The sequence below is a fragment of the Providencia hangzhouensis genome (assembly GCF_029193595.2).
GTDB classification, from domain to species: Bacteria; Pseudomonadota; Gammaproteobacteria; order Enterobacterales; family Enterobacteriaceae; genus Providencia; species Providencia hangzhouensis.
On sequence record NZ_CP135052.1, the window covers coordinates 320,561 to 342,230 of the forward strand.

Below are 21,670 nucleotides of genomic sequence, written 5' to 3' on the forward strand. Positions count from 1 at the left end.
AGTAGCAATCCATCGGTTTTTATCAGTTTGTATCAATAAATAGTTTTTCGGCTTACTTTGCGTCACTTATGTGACGATTTTTCTTTCCTAATACGCTCTATATGAATGGTTAAATACATGCGTTCTTCATCTGTTAAGTCGCGTTGGTATTTCTTGGATAAATAAGTACTGACCTTTTCAGCACATTTCCAAGAAATTGAATAATTTTCTTTGATGACAAGATGCATCGCAATATCGTCATTAGGAACTGGCTCATCACTCATCATACGATGGGTAAAAAACTTTAAATGAGTTACAAACCGCTGATAACTTAGTGTGTCCTCATGATATTCAATTTGTAGATGATATTTTACGATGTTCATGATTTCATTCATTATCGCCATCGTTTCCATGACAATTGGCATCTCACCCGTCAACTGAGCATTGACGAAATGTAACGCGATAAAGCCAGCTTCATCGATGGGTAACTCAATCTCTAAATCTTGTTTAATCAATGCCAATGACTCTAGCCCCAACTGGTACTCTTTTGGGTAAAGTCGTTGAATTTCCCATAACATGGTATTAGTGATAGCTAGGCCTTTTTGCTGTCTTTCAATTGCATAATTACAGTGATCAGTTAAAACGATATATAAGCTTTCATGTAGGTTGCCAAGTTTACTTTTCGCATTTTCAATTATTTTGTCACAGACTTTCATAATAGAAATTGGTATTTGGCTTAACAGTTCACTTAATCGGCTTGTTAATTCATGGCTACGTAACTCAAAGACTTTTTCTATTTTTTTAGAATCGACAAAGTCATTAACTTTCATTTGAAAGGCGAGCCCACGCCCCATAACGACAATTTCTTGCTGTTGTTCATTTAGGGCAACGACCACATTGTTGTTTAAAATTTTTGCGATCTGCATTTTGTTTCCCCTAAAACGAAAAAAACCTGATAGCACAATGATAATTCATTGACTAATCAGGTTTTGCCTGTGTGATAAGCACAGTAACAATCCAGTAACTTAATTTTCAAATACTGTAATTAAACTTTTTGGGTTATTCAAACAGCAAAGTATGAAAATGTGAACTCACACGCTCAATTCAGCCAATCTCTTTTTTGCATGGCTAATGACGGTATCGTGCTTATTTAATTGTTTTTTGCCACCAAGACACTTTTTTGCCACCAAGACACAATGTAATCTGCGATTTGCTCTGGGTTATTGATATCTAACTGCGGCACGTGAGTATCAATGATTTCATTACTGGCAACAGCCACCACATAGTTATCTATCAAACCGTTGAGAGGTTTGCCCACTTCAGAGCGAAACAAGGCGATTTTATCGATCGGTTCGTGCTTAAAGCCCTCAACTAAAATCAGATCTAATGTTGTGTGATCGAAACGACTGGCTAAATAGTGTAGATCCATTTCATTAGCTTCGGGGGTTTCGGTCATCAGCGCCCAGCGCTTTTCACTGGCAACAAGCGTTTGGTTTGCGCCAGCTTTACGTAATTCAAAACTGTCTTTGCCCGGTTTATCCACTTCCATGTCATGGTGAGTGTGCTTAATTAAACCAACACGAACGTTACGCAGCTTAAGCAGAGGGATAACTTTTTTTAATAAAGTCGTTTTTCCTGTGCCGCTATAAGCGGTAATTCCAAGTAGGGGTAGAGTATTTTGCTTCATAATTCTTTTTGTTGTAACTCCCAGTTACGGCTATCTTCCAGTGTATTAAGATTCGCAAATGAACCCGATTCGGGTGAGAAAATAACACCTTTTGCATTAATTTCATGCATAAAGAGCATTAATTTACGGTCACCTCTTGCAAGGTAATCATCAAGTTGAGCTTTTAGTGAGCGATGCAATAAAGCAAACGTAGGGTGCTCTCGTTCTGTATCACAAGCGTAGCAGGCTAAATGTTTTTCTTTCTCATTGAACATTTTTTCCGCTAAATTGAGAGGGAAAGCAGGAACATCGCAAGGCACAAACAGTAACCAATCTGTTTTGGCATGGTGTAAAGCCGCTTGCATTCCTGCTAATGGGCCAGAAAAATGGTTATTTAAATCAGAGATAACCGTCAATTGGCTTTCGCTGTAACGTGCCTGATTACGGTTTGCATTGATGAGTACTTCGCCAACTTGGGGTTGTAAGCGTGCTAAAATATGTTGATAGAGCGGCTTTCCCGATAAAAGTACCAATCCCTTATCTTGACCACCCATTCGAGAGCCTCGGCCACCAGCAAGTATCACACCCGTTATTAACTGACGAAATGACATGTTCAATATCCTTGAATATCTTCAAGAAAATGTTTCAACATTCCTAGAAAACACTTTCGAGTATAGTAATTACTAAAATTTATTCTATTTTGCTATAAAATCAATGAATATTCGTGCGTATTGCAGTTAAACTTTACGTAGATTGACAACAGTTCGCTTTTTCTCTTGTATGATTATTGGTAACTTGTATCGAATATTCGTGATAAAGGAATAAACATGAAATGCCATCGCTTAAATGAAGTTATTGAGCTTCTGCATCCTGTCTGGAAAGATAATTCAGATTTAAACTTGGTAGAATTATTGCAAAAACTGGCTGATGAAGCAGGTTTTAAAGGCAGTTTATCTGAGTTAACAGATGATGTGCTAATTTATCATTTAAAAATGCGTGGTTCGGATAGCAATGAAGCGATCCCGGGTTTAAAAAAAGATTATGAAGATGACTTTAAAACCGCTATTTTGCGTGCCCGTGGCATTATTAAAGACTAAAACGCGATGGATGAAATAGAACATTCGAATTTCCATTTTAGTGGAATCTCCCCTGACTTAATTTTAGACGCCTTAATGGAAGTCGGGGTTTACCCCGAATCAGGTCTGCTTGAATTAAATAGCTACGAAAATCGGGTTTATCAATTCCAAGACGAAAATCGGCAACGCTATGTGGTTAAATTTTATCGTCCTGAGCGTTGGAACCGTTCACAAATTCAAGAAGAGCACGATTTCACTTTAGAGCTTCGAGATGAAGGGTTGTCTGTCGCAGCGCCTCTTGAGTTTGCTGGGCAAACGGTATTGGAGTTTGGTGGGTTTATATTTGCAATTTTTCCGAGTATCGGTGGCAGACAATATGAAACAGATAATTTGTTTCAATTAGAAAGTGTAGGCCACTTGCTAGGACGTATACACCAAATTGGCCAGCGTAAAAATTTTGCATTTCGTCCTACAATGGGTCTTGATGAATATTTGGCACAACCTCGCCAAGTGATAGCTTCAAGCCCTTTGATTGCAGAACGCTATAAAGCTCAATTTATAGAGTCTTTAGATGCATTGATTGCACAAGTAAAATTACAATGGCCTGACTCTATTTCATCTATTCGCCTACAAGGTGATTGCCACCCAGGCAATATTCTGTGGCGCGATGAAGCTTGGCTGGTGGATTTTGATGACGCCCGAAATGGGCCTGCAATTCAAGACCTCTGGATGCTACTTAATGGCTCTCGCCAAGAACAAGTCATTCAATTGGATACGTTATTAGAAACGTATAATGAGTTTTGTGATTTTGATGTAAAACAGCTGAAGCTTATTGAACCTCTTAGAGCAATGCGTATGGTACATTATCTCGGGTGGATTATCCGCCGTTGGCAAGACCCTGCGTTTCCTCGAACATTTTCATGGCTACAAGCTGATGATTTTTGGCAAAAACAATCGCTCGAATTTAATCAACAGATTGAACGGTTGCAAGACGCCCCTTTGCAGTTAACCCCTCAGTTTTAACTTTTAAGTTTTTGTTTTTGGAGAATGTAGTCTATGAAAAAAATTATGTTGGCTTTGCTTGGTATTGCCATGTCTTTTAGTGCTGCAGCGGCAAACTACACGGAAGGTAAAGAGTATACTGATGTTAAAGCTGTACCAAATTTACCTCAAGTTCTGGAGTTCTTCTCGTTTTATTGCCCACACTGCTATCAATTTGAGAGCGTGTATAAAGTGCCTCAAACGGTAGAGAAAAACTTACCAGAAGGCGTGAAAATGGAGCGTTATCACGTTGATTTTCTTGGTCCTTTAGGTGCCGATTTAACTCAAGCTTGGGCCGTTGCGATTGTCTTGAAAGCAGAAGACAAAGTCACACCTATCCTGTTTGAAGGTATCCAAAAAACGCAAACTATCAACAGTAAAGCAGATATCCGTAATGCCTTTATCAAAGCAGGTATTTCTGGTGAAGAGTATGATGCAGCTTTAAACAGCTTCGTTGTGAAATCTATCGTTGCGAAACAGCAAAATGCAGCGCAAGACTTAAAACTACGCGGTGTTCCTGCATTATTTGTTGATGGTAAATACCAAGTTCGTAATAACGGCATCTCAGTTGATAACGCAGCGGACTACGGCAAAGAGTTCTCTAATGTTGTGAACTTCTTAGTAAATAAAAAATAATCGTAAATAGACGGTGGTATACTCGCCATCGTCTCTTTTTTCTATTAATATCCACAATTCAAAGACTTTCTCTCACCTGTATTAAACCCATTCAATTATGCGCTAACTCTTTGATTTTACTTTTCTGTTTATATTGTTAACAGCCATATTACTTGTTGAATTTACTGAGTAACACAAATTTACACACAAGCTTATCCACAGGATGTCAATCAGATACTTAGTTAATCGGCGTGATTAATTTCAACTAACTGTAATTAATGGTGTACTTATAATAGTGGATGATTTGGTGTGTTTTTAATTATCTAACTAAGCGGAATATAAAACTTGGGATGTATCTGAGGCCACATTATGGCATCCTATTGGTATTCGTTCCTGACTAAAAAGATGATGACAGATTATGGCTCAGATTGCAGAAAACCCTCTTATTTTGGTTGATGGTTCCTCTTACCTATACCGTGCTTACCATGCATTCCCTCCACTGACCAATAGTGCTGGTGAGCCTACAGGGGCAATGTATGGCGTGCTTAATATGCTACGTAGTTTAATTATGCAGTATAAACCTAGCCATGTAGCGGTTGTCTTTGATGCGAAGGGAAAAACATTTCGTGATGAATTGTTTGAGAGCTATAAGTCTCATCGCCCACCAATGCCTGATGATTTACGCGCTCAAATTGCTCCATTACATGAAATGGTGGAAGCGATGGGCTTGCCTTTACTGGTGGTTTCAGGAGTGGAGGCCGATGACGTCATCGGGACATTAGCCTGTGAAGCAAGTCGAAAAGGTATGCCAGTGTTAATTAGTACGGGCGATAAAGATATGGCGCAATTAGTTGAGCCTAACATTACGCTTATCAATACCATGAATAACACTATTCTAGGGCCTGATGAAGTCAAAGAAAAATACGGTGTTCCCCCTGAACTCATCATTGATTTTTTAGCATTAATGGGGGATTCGTCAGATAATATTCCTGGGGTGCCTGGCGTTGGTGAAAAAACAGCACTCGCTTTACTGCAAGGAATTGGTAGTTTAGAAGCAATTTATAATGACCTTGAAGCTATTGCCCCATTAGGTTTTAGAGGTTCTAAAACGTTAGCTCCTAAAATGGCGGAAAACCGTGATGTTGCCTTTTTATCATACCAATTAGCGACGATTAAAACGGATGTTGAGCTGGAAAAAACATGTGAAGAGCTACAAGTTGTTCAGCCAGATGTGGATAAACTGCATCAATTATTCAGCCGTTATGAATTTAAACGTTGGCTAGCCGATGTTGAAAATGGGACTTGGATGGAGGGGAAAGGCTCAAGTGCGAAACCTAGCCCAACACCAGCAGCGTCACCTGTGAAGCCATCAAACCCAACTGTGCCAACATTGTGTGCCGAAAATTACCAAACGATTCTAGAAAAAGCCGATTTAGAGCGCTGGGTTGAAAAATTAAGCAAAGCATCATTATTTGCTTTTGATACTGAAACCGATAGTTTAGATACCCAAGAAGCTCGTTTAGTGGGGATGTCATTTGCAATTGAGCCGGGGCATGCCGCTTATTTACCATTAGGTCACGATTACCTTGATGCGCCAGTACAGCTTCCTCTGGAAGAGGTTTTGGAACTTATGAAGCCTATCCTTGAGAGTGAAAACATCCTCAAAATTGGCCAAAACTTGAAGTATGATGCAGAAGTTCTTGAAAATTATGACATCGAATTAAAAGGTATCGGTTATGACACCATGCTGGAATCGTATGTGTTAAACAGTGTTGCGGGGATGGGACGCCATGATATGGACAGCTTGGCCGATCGCCATTTGAACCATAAAACCGTGAGCTTTGAAGAAATCGCAGGTAAGGGCAAAAAACAGCTGACATTTAACCAAATTGCTTTAGAAGAAGCCGCTAATTATGCGGCGGAAGATGCAGATGTCACGCTATTACTGCATCAAGCGTTATATCCACAATTAGAGGCTGAACCTAAGCTTAATCATATTTTCCAGAATATTGAAATGCCACTTGTGCCTGTGTTAGTCCGAATGGAGCGTAAAGGTGTTCTAATTGATGCTAACGTGCTTGCTGCGCAGTCAAAAGTGATTACCGCTCGTTTAGCTGAACTGGAAAAGGAAGCTTTTGAGCTTGCGGGGGAGGAGTTTAACCTCGCTTCACCAAAACAATTACAAACGATTTTATTCGAAAAATTGCAGTTGCCAGTGATCAAGAAAACGCCAAGTGGGGCAGCATCGACGAATGAGGAAGTGCTTGAAGAATTAGCGCTAAACCATGCATTGCCAAAATTGTTGCTTGAGCACCGTAGTTTAGCCAAATTAAAATCCACGTATACGGATAAACTGCCACTCATGATTAACCCGCGTACTCAGCGTGTTCATACTTCTTACCACCAAGCTGTTACAGCAACGGGGCGTTTATCTTCTCGAGATCCTAACCTACAAAATATTCCAGTTAGAACTGAAGAAGGCCGCCGGATCCGCCAAGCCTTTATCGCGCGTGAAGGCTACAAAGTGATGGCAGCGGACTATTCACAAATTGAATTACGTATTATGGCGCATTTATCTCAAGATAAAGGCCTATTAACTGCGTTTGCGGAAGGGAAAGATATCCATAAAGCAACGGCCGCTGAAGTCTTTGGTGTACCACTGGAACAAGTCACCAGTGACCAGCGTCGTAGTGCCAAGGCGATTAACTTCGGGCTTATCTATGGCATGAGTGCATTTGGTTTAGCACGTCAATTAGGGATCCCTCGTGGTGAAGCTCAGCGCTATATGGATCTCTACTTTGAACGCTACCCTGGTGTATTGCGTTATATGGAAAACACACGCTTACAAGCTTCTGAACAAGGCTATGTTGAAACACTTGAAGGCCGTCGCTTATATTTAGCGGATATTAAGTCGAGTAATGGGATGCGCCGTAAAGCGGCAGAACGCGAAGCGATCAACGCCCCAATGCAAGGAACCGCAGCGGACATCATTAAAAAAGCCATGATTGCCGTTGATAATTGGTTGCAAACTGAAAAGCCGCATGCAGATATGCTAATGCAAGTTCACGATGAATTGGTCTTTGAGGTCAAAGAGTCTGAATTAGAGCGTGTTCAAGCTCAGGTCCAGTCATTAATGGAACAAAGCATGAAACTGGACGTGCCATTAAAAGTGGATGTGGGAATTGGTGATAATTGGGATGAAGCCCACTAATTATTAATCATATTGAATATATAAAACCTCCATTATGAAGAGACCCCCAAGAGTTGGATAACCAATTACTGGGGGTTTTTTACGTTTAAGCGAAGGTATAACAGATAATTATGCATTTGAAATTATTAACTAGAAATTCAATATAACTCTGCAATAAATCAATTATTTTTGTGATGACAGTCAAGAAAATGATTAACATTTTTATGCGACATACATCTCATAAATATGTAATTAAAATCCGTTTTTTGGCTTATTTTATTCATATTTCCGTGCTGAATCGTAGAAAGCTTTGAAAAAAAATTACAAAAAGGCTTTTTTTCGAGCGAAAAATAAAGTACATTAATAGGCGTAGGGTACAGAGGTAAGATGTTCTATCTTTCAGACCTTTTACTTCACGTAATCGGATTTAGCTGAATATTAGCTGCTCCAGTCAATTTTTTTGACTGGAGCATTTTTTTATCTAAAATTCAGTGGATTAGAATACGTAAGGGTGTTATGAGCCATTTCTGACTCACAATAAAAGAAATCAAGCCGGTGTGTTATACCAACTATCTAGCTTAATGCGGAGTTTATCGATACCAATCTTTTTCAGTGCTGAAAAGTATTCGACTTCAATATCCCCTTCAAGTGGAGCCAATGCTTGGCGAACTTCCATCAGTTGTTTTTTTCTTGCTCCAGAGGCCAGTTTGTCTGCTTTTGTGAGTAAAACTAAAACTGGTACATTCATCGCAACAGACCATTCAATCATTTGCATATCGAGGTCTTTTAATGGATGACGGATATCCATTAAGACAACCAGCCCCTTAATGCATTCTCTTTTTTGGAGATATTCCCCGAGTGCTTGTTGCCATTTACGTTTCATTTCTTCAGGAACTTCGGCATAACCATAGCCCGGAAGGTCAACAAGGCGAACGCCTTCCTCAACTTCAAATAGGTTGATTAGCTGAGTTCTTCCTGGTGTTTTACTGGTACGTGCTAAGCTTTTTTGCTGTGTTAATGCGTTTAACGCACTGGATTTCCCCGCATTAGAGCGGCCAGCAAAAGCCACCTCAATTCCAGTATCTTTAGGTAGATGACGGATATCGGGTGCACTGATGACAAACTTTGCCATCTGGTAGTTATGATTTTTAATTGCCATTTGTCGTTCTCCCTGAGTTAGCCTCAAAAGGCTCGGGGATTATAGCTTTGCTTAGCGCTTCCCGACAACTCGAAATCTCCTCTCAACCGCTTTTCTCTTGGAATCAGGTAATATTTTTCCTGTGTTGTGAGCCGCGCAATTGTAATAATAGAAAAATAGCCATTATTCATGACGCCTTTTGCTGAAAGTGGTCTAGAATTTAACGCATTTGATGCACTTTTGTTTTTGGGCGTAAATATAGGTAAATCTTCAGCATTCTTGTTAGCTTCACTCTAGAATTGCTTGATTGCAGTTGTAATGAGCTATAACGAAAGGGACCTTACATGTTAAAACGAATTTTTGTGCCACTTTTGGCCGTCTGCGCAATGAGCGCATCTTCTCTTGCTTTATCTGCGGGTGAGACTTATGTCAAGTTAGTCACGTCGGCGGGTGATATCGAATTAGAACTGAATAGTAAAAAAGCCCCTGTTACGACAGAAAATTTCGTTCAGTATGTTAATGAAGGTTATTACAACGGAACTACTTTCCACCGTGTTATTCCAGGTTTTATGATCCAAGGCGGTGGCTTTAATAAAGATTTACAGCAAAAGCAAACCCGTGCCCCAATCAAAAATGAAGCAGATAATGGCTTACGTAATTTGCGCGGTACTATCTCTATGGCACGTACTGCAAATAAAGACAGCGCAACGAGCCAATTCTTTATTAATGTTGCTGATAACGCGTTCTTAGACCACGGACAACGTGACTTCGGTTACGCCGTATTTGGTAAAGTGGTGAAAGGGATGGATGTTGCAGATAAAATCTCTAAAGTAAAAACGGAAAATGTAGGCCCATATCAAAATGTTCCTGTAGAGCCAATTACAATCATTTCTGCTGAAGTGATTAAAAAGCCTTAGTGATTAAAAAACAGTAGTAATTAAAAACTATCGTGTCGAATACAGTGGGTAGGTTGCTTTAACGTGCCCACTTTTTTTAAAATCCGCTTTTCCTTCCCCTTTGAGTTTCTCTTCATTCACTATGTTAGTTAAAATGTGTCAGCGCTTACTACGTTTTAATAGCCTTTTATTTCATTGTATTTAAAGTAATTCTTAATCAAAATGTGAGCTTGTTATAGGAATGTAAATATAGTTCCATGATTTTTATATGGAAATTTTTTTTGAGAAAAAATAATCATTGACTTAAATAGGCTATTTTCCTGCTTTGGCTGTGCTATGATAGCCGCCCTTATTATTTTTATGGTGTTTTAATCATCGTTCTGATTGCCAACACAATAAAAATATGCATAAGAAATAATACATAATGATAAAAATCAGTCGGATAGGCTAATATGCTTCTACTTATTGATAATTACGATTCATTTACTTACAACTTATACCAATACTTTTGTGAATTAGGGGCTGAAGTTGTTGTAAAACGTAATGATGAAATTACCATCGAAGAAATTGAACAGCTTTCGCCTACACATCTTGTGATTTCACCTGGGCCATGTACACCGGATGAGGCTGGCATCTCCCTTGAGGCGATAAAATACTTTGCAGGTACGCTTCCCATTTTAGGTATTTGCTTAGGGCATCAAGCCATTGGGCAAGCTTTTGGTGCATCAGTTGTTAAAGCACGAGAAGTTATGCACGGTAAAACCTCTGCGATTCACCATAATCATCAAGGGGTATTCAAAGGCTTGAACCGGCCCTTGACGGTGACACGTTACCACTCTCTGGTAATTGCGGCAGAGACACTCCCTGTTTCTTTTGATGTATCAGCATGGTCACTGAATAATGGTGATGTTGATGAAATCATGGGAATACGGCACAAAACCTTGCCTATAGAAGGCGTTCAGTTCCATCCTGAAAGCATTCTGAGTGAGCAAGGCCATGAATTACTAAATAATTTTCTAAAATATTAATTTATAAATCTGGTTCAGAATAAATTAATTATGCATATTATGCCCTTTGCTATTGCTCTTTTTTGATTTTTTATTCATATTTAATGATTATATTTTCATTATCGCATTAAATAAGAGCAGGTGAGGGGTATGTCAGAACAATACGCAGCAGCAGAACAACACGCAGTTAATCGGCAGACTTTCGATCAAGTTATGTTGCCTATTTTTTCGCCGGCGGAATTTATTCCAGTTAAAGGTGAAGGTAGCCGTGTCTGGGATCAGCAAGGTAAAGAATATATTGATTTTGCTGGTGGGATCGCGGTTCTTGCTTTAGGGCATTGTCACCCTAGTTTGGTGGCTGCTGTGCGTGAACAAAGCGAAAAGCTATGGCATGTCAGTAATATTTTCACCAACGAGCAGGCGCTAAAGTTAGCACAAAAACTTACGAATGCGACATTTGCTGACCGTGCGTTTTTTGTGAATTCAGGCTCAGAAGCTAACGAAGCCGCGTTTAAATTAGCGCGTCGTTACGCTATCACCAAATATAACCCATATAAAACGAAGATTATTGCTTTCAAACAAGCCTTCCATGGGCGCACATTATTTACCGTTTCGGTGGGCGGGCAAGCGAAATATGCAGATGGTTTTGGGCCAAAGCCTGCGGATATTATTCATGTGCCTTTTAATGACCTGGATGCGGTCAAAGCGGTCATTGATGAAAATACCTGTGCTGTGGTGTTAGAGCCCGTACAAGGGGAAGGTGGTGTCACCCCTGCGACATCAGAATTCCTGCAAGGAGTTCGCAAGCTATGTGATGAAAATAATGCATTGTTGATTTTTGATGAAGTACAAAGCGGTATGGGGCGTACAGGTAAATTATTTTCTTATATGCATTACAACGTTGTGCCTGATATTTTAACCACGGCAAAAGCATTGGGTGGCGGTTTCCCTATCAGTGCAATGATTACTACTGAAGAAATTGCGAAAACGATGGAAGTGGGTTCGCATGGTACCACTTATGGCGGTAATCCATTAGCTTGTGCAGTAGGTAATGCGGCGTTTGATATTATTAATACAGAAGATGTATTAAATGGCGTTCAAAAGCGCCGTGAATTGTTTATTGCTCATTTGAATAAGCTTAACGATAAATACCACATTTTTTCTGAGATCAGAGGAATGGGGCTCTTAATTGGTGCTGAGCTTGACGGCAAACTATTGAACCGCTCGAAAGATATCCTGCAAGCCAGCGCAGTAGAAGGGCTGATGATGCTCAATGCAGGCACTAATGTTTTACGTTTTACGCCTTCGCTGATTATTTCGGAAGAAGAAATTAATAGCGGCATGGCGAAATTAGAAACGGCAATAGAGAAGTTACTGAGTTAATGATTAATTGAAAGTTGCAGAGGCATTAATGTCTCTGCAACTAGTTCCTTAAGCAAGCGGTTATTTATTATCCAAGAGGCTTAATTCAGATTGAAGGTGAGATATATGAGCTTCTTCTTTGACTATTTCTGTCATAAGGTTTTTTATATCTTCTAATGTTTTTTGTGGGTCTTGCAAGGTATACTCTAAGCTTTTAGCTTTTGGTATTTTATTTTTAGGGATTATTGTTTGTTCTTCTTTACTTTGCGATAATTTATATCCATTACTAATAAATTGTTTGCGAGCTTTTGATTTTTCGGTGTGGCGTATTTTGATATTAGGCTTTTTTTTTCTAATAATTGATTTTTCTTTCCGATCTAAATTATCTGTTATTTTAGATTTTGTGTGGTTTTCGGAGGTGGTTAAATTAACCACTGTTTCTTTCTTCTTGTTTTCTGAACTATACCCAGAATCGACAGAATTCTCTGAAACATAACCAGATAAATTAGAGTTTATACTTTCATTACTCGAATAAAAATTAATGCTTGAATTCTGATGGTTATCACTAAAAAATTCATTAAATATTGTTTTTGCATTTTCACTGATAATATCAGAGTCTGACTTATTTATTATGCGAGTTGCATCATCAATAATATCTTGTGAATACGCTTGTTTAACAAGTTCGCTACTCTCTGTATTTAGACTTTCATCTTGTGCTTTATACCAGTCAATACCATCATTGTCCCAAGCTAGTTGTTTATTTGTGGTAGATTCATTGAAATGATCTTCTAACGTGCTAATGGCTGATTCCATTTTATTAAAAATATTTCCGCACTCTTTATTTTTGTCAGGTGATGGTTCAGTAGAGTCTAGAGTATTGATATTATTTAATTGATTATTATCTTGAAATACTTCTTTATTCGAATCTTTAATTTTTTCGTGTTTTTTTATTAAATTTTGACTGGTTATAGTAGTTTTATCTATAATCTTAGCCTCGCCATTTTCAAATTTAACGCATAGTTCTTCCTTTTTATTTGTTTTAAAAACATCTCTGAACTTGCGAATACTTTTTTCATGAATGGATTTTATTTTATATTTAAAATTAGATAGCATACCTGCGGAACGGTTTAAATGAAAATCTACAAACGTTGAGGTTTCAACGTTGTTTTTTTTACTTGTTTGCATTGGTAAGTCTTCCTGAGTTTTATGGGTAATTGAATGGTCTTCTACTGGGGTAAAATTTTTTTCTATTTTTCTCGAATTTTTAAATATGAGGGGATAGCGAGAAACTAAGCTCTGATCTTGAGAACTAGGCATATTTTTAAAAAAATCAAGGCTAGTCTTGAAATCGATAGAGCGGATGTCAATATTTTTATTTTTTTGAGTTTCAAAAATAGTTTTATGCTTAGGATAAAATGTCTTATGAGTTGGCTGGGTATTAGGTAGCAAACTTCCTATATTTAATGAAGATACAAAGTTTTCACGTGGTGTCTTTTTTATCTGTTCTGTAGGTTGTTTCACTAATGTGGGGGAATTTACAGATGCTTGATTTGCATATTGTAAGTTTTCAAAAAAGGTTTTATTCTTAATAAAATCTTTTTTGTTATTTTCTAATTGTGGCGAAATAACTTGGTTTTTTGTGCTAGTAATAGTGCGCATATATAAAATCTCGGATGATTAATTATTAATTATTTTATATAAGTATATTTTAATTAATATCAAAAAACGCGAGTGTGCTAGAAAGTCAATAAAGGGGCCATAAGCAAAGAAATGAAAAACAGCGCTATATCATTGATATACCGCTGTTTACAATAATAGCCCAGCCAAAGGTGGCCAGGCTGAAAGGTTAATTAACGTGTGCCGTAAACCACAATTGTTTTACCATGTGCAGAGATCAGGTTTTGGTCTTCTAACATTTTCAAAATACGGCCAACTGTTTCACGGGAACAACCCACGATTTGGCCTATTTCCTGACGGGTAATTTTGATTTGCATACCGTCTGGATGTGTCATCGCATCAGGTTGTTTGGCTAAATTTAATAGAGTTTGAGCAATACGGCCTGTAACGTCTAAGAATGCGAGGTTACCGACTTTCTCAGATGTTGTTTGTAGGCGACTAGCCATTTGCGCAGAAAGGCGCATTAAAATATCAGGGTTAACCTGAATCAATTGACGGAATTTTTTATATGAAATTTCAGCAACTTCGCAGGCGATTTTTGCTCTAACCCACGCAGTACGTTCTTGCCCTTCTTCAAATAACCCAAGCTCACCAATGAAATCCCCCTGATTCAGGTAAGAGAGGATCATTTCTTTGCCTTCTTCATCTTTAATTAAAACAGCCACCGAACCTTTAACGATATAGTAAAGGGTTTCTGCTTTCTCACCCTGATGGATAAGAGTGCTCTTGGATGGATATTTATGAATATGGCAGTGTGACAAAAACCATTCAAGAGTAGGGTCTGTTTGTGGCTTGCCGAGAACCATTAGCGTTATCCTCTGTATGTTATTGCAGCCATTCGGAAAAACGTACTAGAAAGGCTGGCTTTAAAGTCACTAGCTTAGCATATTAATTTGCCTTATATACCTTTAAATAATCAAGGGGCTGATTACTTCAGCGTTTTTGATTGCTCTTGGTAACGCAAATTGATATCAACACTATAATATGATCAATTAAACTGTTGAGTTTTGATCTTAATCCTATCAACTAAGTATTGTTTGTAGCATATTCAATAAAGAAAGTCTTCCCTGTATCGCTTCAGCCAAATAAAGTTGATATAACATTCCTTATATCTATGGAACAATGTAGCCTTTAAACCGATTTCATTTCAAGGGGAAATACAATGGAAGCAAGAGTAAAGTGGGTTGAAGGGCTTTCTTTCTTAGGAGAGTCTGCGTCTGGGCACCAGGTGATGATGGATGGCAATGCGGGTGATAAAGCCCCAAGCCCAATGGAAATGGTGTTAATGGCAGCGGGGGGTTGTAGCGCAATTGATGTCGTTTCGATTTTGCAAAAGGGCCGCTACGATATTACGGATTGTGAAGTTAAATTAACCTCACAACGTCGTGAAGAAGCCCCTCGTTATTTTGTGAAAATCCATTTGCATTTTATTGTGACAGGGAATGAATTAACGGAAAAAGCAGTCGAACGTGCCGTTCAACTTTCTGCTGAGAAATATTGCTCAGTCGCATTGATGTTAGAGAAAACCGTTGAAGTCACACACAGCTTTGAAATAAAAAACTAAAAATAAATTTAATTTTTATTAATATATTTGAATTGAAAGATGCTTACCTTAATTAATGATAAGCATCTTATTTTTTAATCAAAAAATAATTTAACTGTTGTTCTTTTGATTAATTAGTTTTTCGACTATTGGTGCCATAATTAATTCCATTGCTAAACTGAGTTTCCCTCCTGGGACGACAATTGTATTCATTGCTGAAATAAAAGAGCCGGATATCATTGACAGCAAATAGGGGAAATCAATTTGCTCTAGCCCACGAAAGCGGATCACAATAAAGCTTTCGTCTTGTGATGGGATAGCTTTAGCCGAAAATGGGTTAGAGGTGTCTACCGTAGGAACGCGTTGAAAATTGATATGGGTGCGAGAAAATTGTGGCGTGATGTAATTAATATAGTCCCCCATTGAACGTACAACAGAGTCCATAACCGCTTCGCGGGAGTGCCCTCTCTCTGTGGTATCGCGGATCAATTTTTGGATCCATTCGAGGTTGACAATAGGGACAACACCTACAAGCAAATCAACATGTTGTGCAACATTATGTTCTGGAGTGACAACGCCACCATGCAGCCCCTCATAAAATAAAATATCTGTTTTGTCTGGTAGCGGCTCCCAAGGGGTAAATGTCCCAGGTTGCAAGCCATACGGTACCGCTTCATCATAAGTATGTAGATATTTACGGGACTGCCCACAACCTGTTTTTGCATAGTCGATTAAGGTTTGTTCAAGCAACGCAAAATCATTCGCTTCGGGGCCAAAGTAACTGATGTGCCGGCCTTGTTCTCTGGCTTTACGGATAGCCATATCCATTTCAGGGCGTGTATAGCGATGAAAGCTATCCCCTTCTAATGTTGCTGGTTGGATATTTAATTGGTGAAAAACTTTACGAAATGCTTGGCTAGTTGAGGTTGTGCCAGCTCCGCTCGAACCAGTGATAGCAATGATTGGGTGCTTTTTGGACATCGTGGACTCCCTGTGTTGCGCTTATAAGCACTATTTTAATCAATAGTGCATGAAGCGGATTAACGGGTGTTAGGGTTTTGAGTTTTATTTGATGGTTTTACGACATGATTGTGTGGAAAACCTGTAACTTAATTCATGATAGATGATGACGTAAAAATGAACCATAGAATAAAAACATCAGACAGAAAAACTCCCCTTAGGCATGAAATTAACCGATTCATGCAATTCAGACCAGACTAGCACAATTTCACCAGAAACTAACTGCCGTTTCACATCGTTGACCTTATCTTGTAAGCTTTTTTCATGGGAGCCGTAGTCGGTTCCTTCCCGTAAGACATAGCTTTCAATTAGGTTTTCCAATGTTTCAGGTTCAAGTTCTTGCCAAGGAATAATCACATTATTTCCTTATCTAAATAAGGCGTTAACCATTGAGGGATGCGTGTTTCTAACCACATTTGCGGTTTTCTCAAGGTACCGCTCACAAAGCCTACGTGCCCACCATGTTCTGTCATTTGGTATTCCACATTGTGGGGTAAAAATGATAAATCAGGAACAACCTCAGGCGCCATAAATGGGTCATCTTTAGCGTGGATAATCAATGTTGGCTTCGTGATGTAAGCTAATTTAGGTAATGCGCTGCATTTTTGATAATAATCTGTCGCATCATCAAAACCATGAATACGAGCAGTGATCACATCATCAAATTCACGGATGCGTTTTAGTTGTTTAAGCTGCAGCAAGTTTAAAGGTAGTGAGCCAGGGTAGCGTACCAATTTACGCGTTGCATTACGTTTTAAGCCATTTAGTAAATAGCGTTGATAGAATTGAGATATTCCTTTTTCCATCCGCAAAGAACAGGCTTCTAGCATTAATGGGGCCGAAACCACGACGCCCGCATCTAAATCTGCATTTTGCCCACTTTCTGCGAGATAGCACGCTAACATATTACCACCAAGAGAATAGCCGACTGCGGCCGTCGGCGTATCACCATAGGTTTGTTTTAACCAACGGAGAAAATAGCGAGCATCACTGGTTTCACCTGAATGGTAAATTCGCTGTTGGCGATTGGGTTCACCGCTACAACCGCGAAAATGCATAATTACACCCAACCAACCATGCTTTTGGGCCGTTTCTAGCATCCCGTGGGCATAAGGGCTCTTAAAATTGCCTTCGAGACCATGGAAGATCACTAAACGTGGCTTATGTGCCGCTAGCTCAGGTTTTTCACTCCAAGCGAGATCGATAAAATCGCCATCAGGCAATTCAAGCCGCTGCCATATTGGTTTGATTTTCGGTGTTCTACGGAAAATCCTTGGCAGTAATGTTTGGAGGTGTGGATTTTTAGCCCAACTTATTGGACGAAAGTTTTCTGACATAGCCTTATTTTTATTTAATGGGGACTCTTGTGAGTCACATAACATACTGTTATTTTTTTGTGATGCAAGTAAACAAATTTGAGTTTGAGGCTAAATTATAAATGACATTGGGGCTGGTTTTTTCTCTTTTTACGTTTTTATTCATTGCTGCAGTCACTCCCGGCCCTAACAATATGTTGCTAACGTCAAGTGCAGCAAACTACGGTTTTCGCCATACAATAATATTATGCCTTGGTATTATGTTAGGGATGCAGTCAATACTCTATCTCTCCGCATTCGGGGTTGCTGCACTTTTATTGCTCTATCCTGCGCTTCATGTCGCCTTAAAATTCGCCGGAAGTCTATATTTGCTATGGCTAGCATGGAAAACAGCGACAGCAAATTATGCCCCACTGAAGACGAATAGCGAAGTTGCGAAAAGCATTACTTGGTATCAAGGCGGCTTATTACAGTTTTTAAACCCCAAAGCATGGATGATGGGGCTAGGCGCTGTCGGGGGATTTAGCCTCCCCGGTGAATTATTTACCCAATCTATTTTAATGATGAGTATCGCATTTGTGATAGTTAACTTAGTGGCGGGTTTAATTTGGATGGGGTTTGGTTCATTAATTAGCCTATTTTTACGTAGCCGTCGTGCTTGGTTTATTTTTAACTGGGTGATGGGCTTATTAACTGCACTGTGCGTGCCGTTAATTTGGTTGGAATGATCTTTGTTGTACGTGCTAGAGACTTTATAAGAGTTCGATAGCTAATACATAAAATAAATTAAATATTTGTGGCTGATTTTATCTTAATAGGCTATATAATTAGGCTGAGATTAAGCCGTAAATAGAAGAAAGATTCTCTACTATTTGAAGGAATAAAGTAAATGCTTTCCGAAATTATAGAAAAGAATAAAAAAATAATTAAAGGTGAGGATATTGATTTAGTTGTTAAAAAATTATATTTATCCTCTCCGTCTGTAGGTTTCATGAACACAGATGACTCTACATATGTGATTTTAAATCAAATTAGTAATAAATTTTCAGTTCCCTTTAAACATATTTATGTTACAGGATCTGCTCATATAGGATTTAGTTTAAAGACATCTAATGAATATAGTAAAGGTTCATCTGACTTAGATATTGCTATAGTTGATGGCTTTCTTTTTGATAAAATTTTAAATGGCATAGTGGATGATACATTTAACTTTACTAAGAAGTCATCATTTAAGAGTTTTGAGGTATATAAGAGTTATATAAATAATGTAGCTAGAGGATTTATTCACCCATTTTATTTTCCATTCGGAAATACTAGAAAAAACTGGTTTGATTTCTTCAACGAACTAACTTTAGATCATAAAGAGAGTTATTCTAAGATATCAGCTTGCTTGTTCTCTTCTGAAGAAAGCTTTAAAAATAGGCAAAAGTATAGTATTAATTACTTTAAAGCTAACAATCATGAAAATAAGAGTATCTTAAATGAAAACGATTGATTATAAGATCAGGTCTGTACAACTACTAAATTATATGAATGATATTGAATCTGGTAGGCTGGTAACTAACCCGTTTTTCCAAAGGAATTTAGTCTGGAGGGATCTTCATAAACAGGAGTTTATAAAAACAATATTGCTAGGATACCCATTCCCGCATGTTTTTTTGTCTAAAGGTAAAATTGATTTAGACAAAAAAATAAGTATTGCTTCAATTGTTGATGGGCAGCAAAGAACTAATGCAATAATGGAGTTCATTTCAGGGAAACTATCTGTTAATAACAGAAAATTCTCTGAATTGACGGACGAGGAAAAACAAGACTTCTATAAATATGAAATACCCGTGATAGAATTGGATTTAACCAATGATGACCAAATTATTGCTGATATTTTTCAGAGAATCAATAGAACTTCGAATTCATTGACAATGATAGATAGAAAGTCATCAGAGTTTAGTGCTTCGGAGTTCATGCATTTTTCAGAGTTTATTTCAGGCCAGATGGACTTATCTTCTGCTGAAGATGATGAAGATGAGGAAATTACGAACATAAGAAATAATCCATATATAAAAGATAGCTTTAAAGACTGGGCTAAAGCGGTTGATAAAAACAAAAAAGCAAAAGAGTTTAGGCAGTTGATGACTAGCCAAAATCTATTCTCTATTAATGAAATTGCGAAAAAAACAAATCTTCAATATACATTGAATATTATATCAACCACGATTGGCGGTTTTTTCAATCGAAATGAATTATCATGGACATATGCTGAACAGTATAATGAGTCGTTTGATTTAAAAGATAAATTATTGGAAAGACTGGAAAAATCAGCTATTTTATTTAATAAACTGAAATTCAAAAAATCATCTCTATGGTATAGAAAGGCCAATTTTTTTAGCCTTTTTGTCTATTTTTGTAGAGTTATCAATAAGATTGATATTAATGATGACGGAAAGGTTAATGAAATAAAAATAATTATAGATTCAGTTGAATTATCTGATGATTATAAAAATGCAGCAAAAGAAGGTGTAAATAATAAAAAAGAAAGAGAGATCAGAGATATTGAAATTCAAAATATTTTTGAGAAAATCATAAATTAAGCTTAGTGTTTATTCCCCTACTAATCTATTAACAGATTGATAGGGGAGTTTGATTATGTAAACTTGATTAATCTAAATCGACGTTTTTAGTGCCGAAAAAGTAGGTAAAAATAAAACCGAATAAATAGGAAACGAATAACCCGCCAACATAAACTAACATCCCTGGGAACACGCCATCAGCAGAGGTCATCATTGGGATAGCGACTAAGCCAGACGGGCCAAAGACAGTATTTAAACCAACTGGTAAACCCATCCAAGCCACGAGTCCAACAAAGAACCCCCCAGCAGCACCGCCTAAACATGCGGTGACAAACGGCTTCATTCGAGGAAGGGTTACACCGTAGATAAGTGGTTCACCGACACCTAAGAAACCTGGAATGATGGCCCCGCGAATCTGATTACGTAACACTGAATCTTTTGCGGCTTTAACGTACAACGCCATCGCTGCACCAACTTGCCCACCACCAGCCATTGCTAGGATAGGGAAAAGTGAGTTAAAGCCTTGGGTTTCAACGAGTGCCATATATACCGGAACAAAACCTTGGTGCACGCCAAACATTACTGCAATTAAGAATAGCCCAGCAAGTATAGCGGTTCCGAATGGATTGCTGCTTAAATGAACAAAAAGCCACGACATACCAGAGAATAACCAACTGCCAATTGGCATGATGAAGATAAACACTGCAGCACCAACAATTAACAAGGTAATTGTTGAAGTTAAAATCATATCAAGGTTGGCTGGAATAATTTTACGTACTTGTTTTTCGACCCATGCCCCAAAAATACACGCAATTAATACCCCAATAATGTTACCTCTTGGGTCGATAGCCAACCCGAAGAAGCTATTCATATCAGAATAGAACCCCTTAGCTATTTCAGGGTTGTACCCAAGAACAAACAGTGAAGCAATGATGGCGCCATTTACTGCGCTACCGCCAAAGGCTTTTTGAGTGTTATAACCGATAAGAATACTTAGGAAGCTAAACAGCCCTTTGCTAAATACCGACATATACAGAATCGTATGTACGAGTAGGGTCTGCTCTTCAGGTTTTGTCGGGAGCCCTGCTGGAAAATAGGTTTGTTTCGCCAGAGTTGCAAAACCTAATAGTAAGCCCGCAGCAATAAAACCTGGAATTAGCGGAGTAAATATGGTGGCAAATTTGGATAAAAATCGGTGAACGGCACTGGTTTGTTTCTTTTTCAGTTGCTGCTTATTTGCGGATGCAATATCGTTCAGATCCTGAGGCTGGGCTGCTGCTTCGTGGTTATCCTCTTCATCACTATCTAAAAGTTGGTTCATCAAGTCCGCGGCAGTTTGCGCTTTACCTGGGCCAAGGATCACTTGCAGTTGTTCATCACTTTCAATAACGCCAAGCACTCCTGCAATTTGTTTGAGTGCAGCTTTATCGACTAGCTGGTCATTGTTGAGTGTGAGCCGCAAACGGGTCATACAATTGCCCGCTAATTTAATATTACGGCGTCCTCCAACGTGTTGCAGGATCTGCTGTATCATTTCTATTGTTATTTTAGCCATACTATTTATCCCATTGAAGTCC

22 protein-coding genes are annotated in these 21,670 nt (G+C 38.5%); 12 read left to right on the forward strand and 10 right to left on the reverse strand.

What is annotated here, in order from left to right; all coding sequences use genetic code 11:
- Nucleotides 1-62: 62 nt before the first annotated feature.
- The 3 genes from licT to mobA form a co-directional block, all read right to left on the reverse strand.
- Nucleotides 63-905, reverse strand: a complete 843-nt coding sequence (gene licT, locus PZ638_RS01415; RefSeq protein ID WP_094960791.1) for a BglG family transcription antiterminator LicT — start codon at nucleotides 903-905, stop codon at nucleotides 63-65.
- 224 nt (nucleotides 906-1,129) lie between these two features.
- The gene (mobB, locus tag PZ638_RS01420) at nucleotides 1,130-1,666 is read right to left on the reverse strand and encodes a molybdopterin-guanine dinucleotide biosynthesis protein MobB (RefSeq protein ID WP_094960790.1); all 537 of its coding nucleotides are present in this window, start codon (nucleotides 1,664-1,666) and stop codon (nucleotides 1,130-1,132) included.
- Nucleotides 1,663-2,256 carry a molybdenum cofactor guanylyltransferase MobA gene (gene mobA / locus PZ638_RS01425; RefSeq protein WP_094960789.1) on the reverse strand — a complete coding sequence of 198 codons (594 nt, stop codon included), beginning with the start codon at nucleotides 2,254-2,256 and terminating at the stop codon, nucleotides 1,663-1,665. Before mobA ends, mobB begins: the two co-directional genes overlap by 4 nt.
- A 216-nt stretch (nucleotides 2,257-2,472) precedes the next feature.
- Between mobA and PZ638_RS01430 the strand changes: the two genes are divergently transcribed.
- The 5 genes from PZ638_RS01430 (at nucleotide 2,473) to spfP (ending at nucleotide 8,002) form a co-directional block, all read left to right on the forward strand.
- Nucleotides 2,473-2,742, forward strand: coding sequence for a YihD family protein (locus tag PZ638_RS01430; protein ID WP_004262581.1), 270 nt, complete (start codon nucleotides 2,473-2,475; stop codon nucleotides 2,740-2,742).
- Nucleotides 2,743-2,748: 6 nt separating this feature from the next.
- A complete protein-coding gene (locus PZ638_RS01435) occupies nucleotides 2,749-3,744 on the forward strand; it encodes a serine/threonine protein kinase (protein WP_094960788.1) in 996 nt (331 codons plus the stop codon).
- Between the two features lie 33 nt (nucleotides 3,745-3,777).
- Nucleotides 3,778-4,398, forward strand: a complete 621-nt coding sequence (gene dsbA / locus PZ638_RS01440) for a thiol:disulfide interchange protein DsbA (RefSeq protein WP_004262579.1) — start codon at nucleotides 3,778-3,780, stop codon at nucleotides 4,396-4,398.
- Between the two features lie 397 nt (nucleotides 4,399-4,795).
- Nucleotides 4,796-7,588: a DNA polymerase I gene (gene polA, locus PZ638_RS01445; RefSeq protein WP_094960787.1), complete on the forward strand. Its 2,793-nt coding sequence runs from the start codon at nucleotides 4,796-4,798 to the stop codon at nucleotides 7,586-7,588.
- Nucleotides 7,589-7,954: 366 nt separating this feature from the next.
- Nucleotides 7,955-8,002, forward strand: a complete 48-nt coding sequence (spfP, locus tag PZ638_RS21315; protein ID WP_438361642.1) for a small protein SpfP — start codon at nucleotides 7,955-7,957, stop codon at nucleotides 8,000-8,002.
- A 112-nt stretch (nucleotides 8,003-8,114) separates the two neighbouring features.
- Here the strand turns inward: spfP and yihA are convergent, their stop codons facing one another.
- The gene (yihA, locus tag PZ638_RS01450; RefSeq protein ID WP_036958591.1) at nucleotides 8,115-8,726 is read right to left on the reverse strand and encodes a ribosome biogenesis GTP-binding protein YihA/YsxC; all 612 of its coding nucleotides are present in this window, start codon (nucleotides 8,724-8,726) and stop codon (nucleotides 8,115-8,117) included.
- A gap of 323 nt (nucleotides 8,727-9,049) precedes the next feature.
- Between yihA and ppiA the strand changes: the two genes are divergently transcribed.
- The 3 genes from ppiA (at nucleotide 9,050) to PZ638_RS01465 (ending at nucleotide 11,991) form a co-directional block, all read left to right on the forward strand.
- A complete protein-coding gene (gene ppiA, locus PZ638_RS01455; protein ID WP_004262568.1) occupies nucleotides 9,050-9,622 on the forward strand; it encodes a peptidylprolyl isomerase A in 573 nt (190 codons plus the stop codon).
- A 431-nt stretch (nucleotides 9,623-10,053) separates the two neighbouring features.
- Nucleotides 10,054-10,629, forward strand: a complete 576-nt coding sequence (locus PZ638_RS01460) for an aminodeoxychorismate synthase component II (RefSeq protein ID WP_094960786.1) — start codon at nucleotides 10,054-10,056, stop codon at nucleotides 10,627-10,629.
- Nucleotides 10,630-10,758: 129 nt separating this feature from the next.
- Nucleotides 10,759-11,991: an aspartate aminotransferase family protein gene (locus PZ638_RS01465; RefSeq protein ID WP_094960785.1), complete on the forward strand. Its 1,233-nt coding sequence runs from the start codon at nucleotides 10,759-10,761 to the stop codon at nucleotides 11,989-11,991.
- 60 nt (nucleotides 11,992-12,051) lie between these two features.
- On the opposite strand, the gene PZ638_RS01470 is transcribed toward PZ638_RS01465, so the two are convergent.
- Both PZ638_RS01470 and crp read right to left on the reverse strand, forming a co-directional pair.
- Entirely contained in the window at nucleotides 12,052-13,629 is a 1,578-nt protein-coding gene (locus PZ638_RS01470; protein ID WP_094960784.1) for a hypothetical protein, read from the reverse strand.
- A 191-nt stretch (nucleotides 13,630-13,820) separates the two neighbouring features.
- Nucleotides 13,821-14,453: a cAMP-activated global transcriptional regulator CRP gene (crp, locus tag PZ638_RS01475; protein WP_004262556.1), complete on the reverse strand. Its 633-nt coding sequence runs from the start codon at nucleotides 14,451-14,453 to the stop codon at nucleotides 13,821-13,823.
- A gap of 356 nt (nucleotides 14,454-14,809) precedes the next feature.
- Here crp and PZ638_RS01480 point away from each other — a divergent pair, with 356 nt between their 5' ends.
- Nucleotides 14,810-15,211, forward strand: a complete 402-nt coding sequence (locus PZ638_RS01480) for an OsmC family protein (protein WP_004262554.1) — start codon at nucleotides 14,810-14,812, stop codon at nucleotides 15,209-15,211.
- Between the two features lie 90 nt (nucleotides 15,212-15,301).
- Here PZ638_RS01480 and PZ638_RS01485 read toward each other — a convergent pair whose 3' ends face one another.
- The 3 genes from PZ638_RS01485 to PZ638_RS01495 all read right to left on the reverse strand — a co-directional run bounded on the left by PZ638_RS01485 (nucleotide 15,302) and on the right by PZ638_RS01495 (nucleotide 17,547).
- A complete protein-coding gene (locus PZ638_RS01485; protein WP_096863570.1) occupies nucleotides 15,302-16,171 on the reverse strand; it encodes a phosphoribulokinase in 870 nt (289 codons plus the stop codon).
- 177 nt (nucleotides 16,172-16,348) lie between these two features.
- Nucleotides 16,349-16,567 (reverse strand): YheU family protein, encoded by a 219-nt coding sequence (locus tag PZ638_RS01490; protein ID WP_004262551.1) that lies wholly within the window; start codon nucleotides 16,565-16,567, stop codon nucleotides 16,349-16,351.
- On the reverse strand, nucleotides 16,564-17,547 hold the full coding sequence (locus tag PZ638_RS01495; protein WP_036958590.1) for a hydrolase: 984 nt from the start codon (nucleotides 17,545-17,547) through the stop codon (nucleotides 16,564-16,566). The genes PZ638_RS01490 and PZ638_RS01495 overlap by 4 nt, the downstream gene beginning before the upstream one ends.
- 101 nt (nucleotides 17,548-17,648) lie before the next feature.
- On the opposite strand from PZ638_RS01495, the gene PZ638_RS01500 reads away from it, so the two are divergent.
- The 3 genes from PZ638_RS01500 (at nucleotide 17,649) to PZ638_RS01510 (ending at nucleotide 20,114) form a co-directional block, all read left to right on the forward strand.
- Nucleotides 17,649-18,254: a LysE family translocator gene (locus PZ638_RS01500; protein ID WP_094960782.1), complete on the forward strand. Its 606-nt coding sequence runs from the start codon at nucleotides 17,649-17,651 to the stop codon at nucleotides 18,252-18,254.
- 161 nt (nucleotides 18,255-18,415) lie between these two features.
- Nucleotides 18,416-19,021 carry a hypothetical protein gene (locus PZ638_RS01505; RefSeq protein ID WP_164454883.1) on the forward strand — a complete coding sequence of 202 codons (606 nt, stop codon included), beginning with the start codon at nucleotides 18,416-18,418 and terminating at the stop codon, nucleotides 19,019-19,021.
- The gene (locus PZ638_RS01510; RefSeq protein WP_094960780.1) at nucleotides 19,008-20,114 is read left to right on the forward strand and encodes a GmrSD restriction endonuclease domain-containing protein; all 1,107 of its coding nucleotides are present in this window, start codon (nucleotides 19,008-19,010) and stop codon (nucleotides 20,112-20,114) included. Before PZ638_RS01505 ends, PZ638_RS01510 begins: the two co-directional genes overlap by 14 nt.
- Nucleotides 20,115-20,181: 67 nt before the next feature.
- Here PZ638_RS01510 and murP read toward each other — a convergent pair whose 3' ends face one another.
- Nucleotides 20,182-21,648, reverse strand: a complete 1,467-nt coding sequence (gene murP / locus PZ638_RS01515) for a PTS N-acetylmuramic acid transporter subunit IIBC (protein ID WP_004262534.1) — start codon at nucleotides 21,646-21,648, stop codon at nucleotides 20,182-20,184.
- Between the last annotated feature and the right edge of the window lie 22 nt (nucleotides 21,649-21,670).

Bases quoted from the DNA above. Each gene is read 5' to 3' on its own strand.
- PZ638_RS01460 (WP_094960786.1), top strand. From the start codon at position 10,054: ATGCTTCTACTTATTGATAATTACGATTCATTTACTTACAACTTATAC.
- PZ638_RS01495 (WP_036958590.1), bottom strand. From the start codon at position 17,547: ATGTCAGAAAACTTTCGTCCAATAAGTTGGGCTAAAAATCCACACCTC.
- murP (WP_004262534.1), bottom strand. From the start codon at position 21,648: ATGGCTAAAATAACAATAGAAATGATACAGCAGATCCTGCAACACGTT.
- yihA (WP_036958591.1), bottom strand. From the start codon at position 8,726: ATGGCAATTAAAAATCATAACTACCAGATGGCAAAGTTTGTCATCAGT.
- mobA (WP_094960789.1), bottom strand. From the start codon at position 2,256: ATGTCATTTCGTCAGTTAATAACGGGTGTGATACTTGCTGGTGGCCGA.
- mobB (WP_094960790.1), bottom strand. From the start codon at position 1,666: ATGAAGCAAAATACTCTACCCCTACTTGGAATTACCGCTTATAGCGGC.
- PZ638_RS01465 (WP_094960785.1), top strand. From the start codon at position 10,759: ATGTCAGAACAATACGCAGCAGCAGAACAACACGCAGTTAATCGGCAG.
- ppiA (WP_004262568.1), top strand. From the start codon at position 9,050: ATGTTAAAACGAATTTTTGTGCCACTTTTGGCCGTCTGCGCAATGAGC.
- polA (WP_094960787.1), top strand. From the start codon at position 4,796: ATGGCTCAGATTGCAGAAAACCCTCTTATTTTGGTTGATGGTTCCTCT.
- PZ638_RS01510 (WP_094960780.1), top strand. From the start codon at position 19,008: ATGAAAACGATTGATTATAAGATCAGGTCTGTACAACTACTAAATTAT.
- PZ638_RS01505 (WP_164454883.1), top strand. From the start codon at position 18,416: ATGCTTTCCGAAATTATAGAAAAGAATAAAAAAATAATTAAAGGTGAG.
- dsbA (WP_004262579.1), top strand. From the start codon at position 3,778: ATGAAAAAAATTATGTTGGCTTTGCTTGGTATTGCCATGTCTTTTAGT.
- PZ638_RS01485 (WP_096863570.1), bottom strand. From the start codon at position 16,171: ATGTCCAAAAAGCACCCAATCATTGCTATCACTGGTTCGAGCGGAGCT.
- PZ638_RS01430 (WP_004262581.1), top strand. From the start codon at position 2,473: ATGAAATGCCATCGCTTAAATGAAGTTATTGAGCTTCTGCATCCTGTC.
- crp (WP_004262556.1), bottom strand. From the start codon at position 14,453: ATGGTTCTCGGCAAGCCACAAACAGACCCTACTCTTGAATGGTTTTTG.
- PZ638_RS01480 (WP_004262554.1), top strand. From the start codon at position 14,810: ATGGAAGCAAGAGTAAAGTGGGTTGAAGGGCTTTCTTTCTTAGGAGAG.
- PZ638_RS01500 (WP_094960782.1), top strand. From the start codon at position 17,649: ATGACATTGGGGCTGGTTTTTTCTCTTTTTACGTTTTTATTCATTGCT.
- licT (WP_094960791.1), bottom strand. From the start codon at position 905: ATGCAGATCGCAAAAATTTTAAACAACAATGTGGTCGTTGCCCTAAAT.
- PZ638_RS01435 (WP_094960788.1), top strand. From the start codon at position 2,749: ATGGATGAAATAGAACATTCGAATTTCCATTTTAGTGGAATCTCCCCT.
- PZ638_RS01470 (WP_094960784.1), bottom strand. From the start codon at position 13,629: ATGCGCACTATTACTAGCACAAAAAACCAAGTTATTTCGCCACAATTA.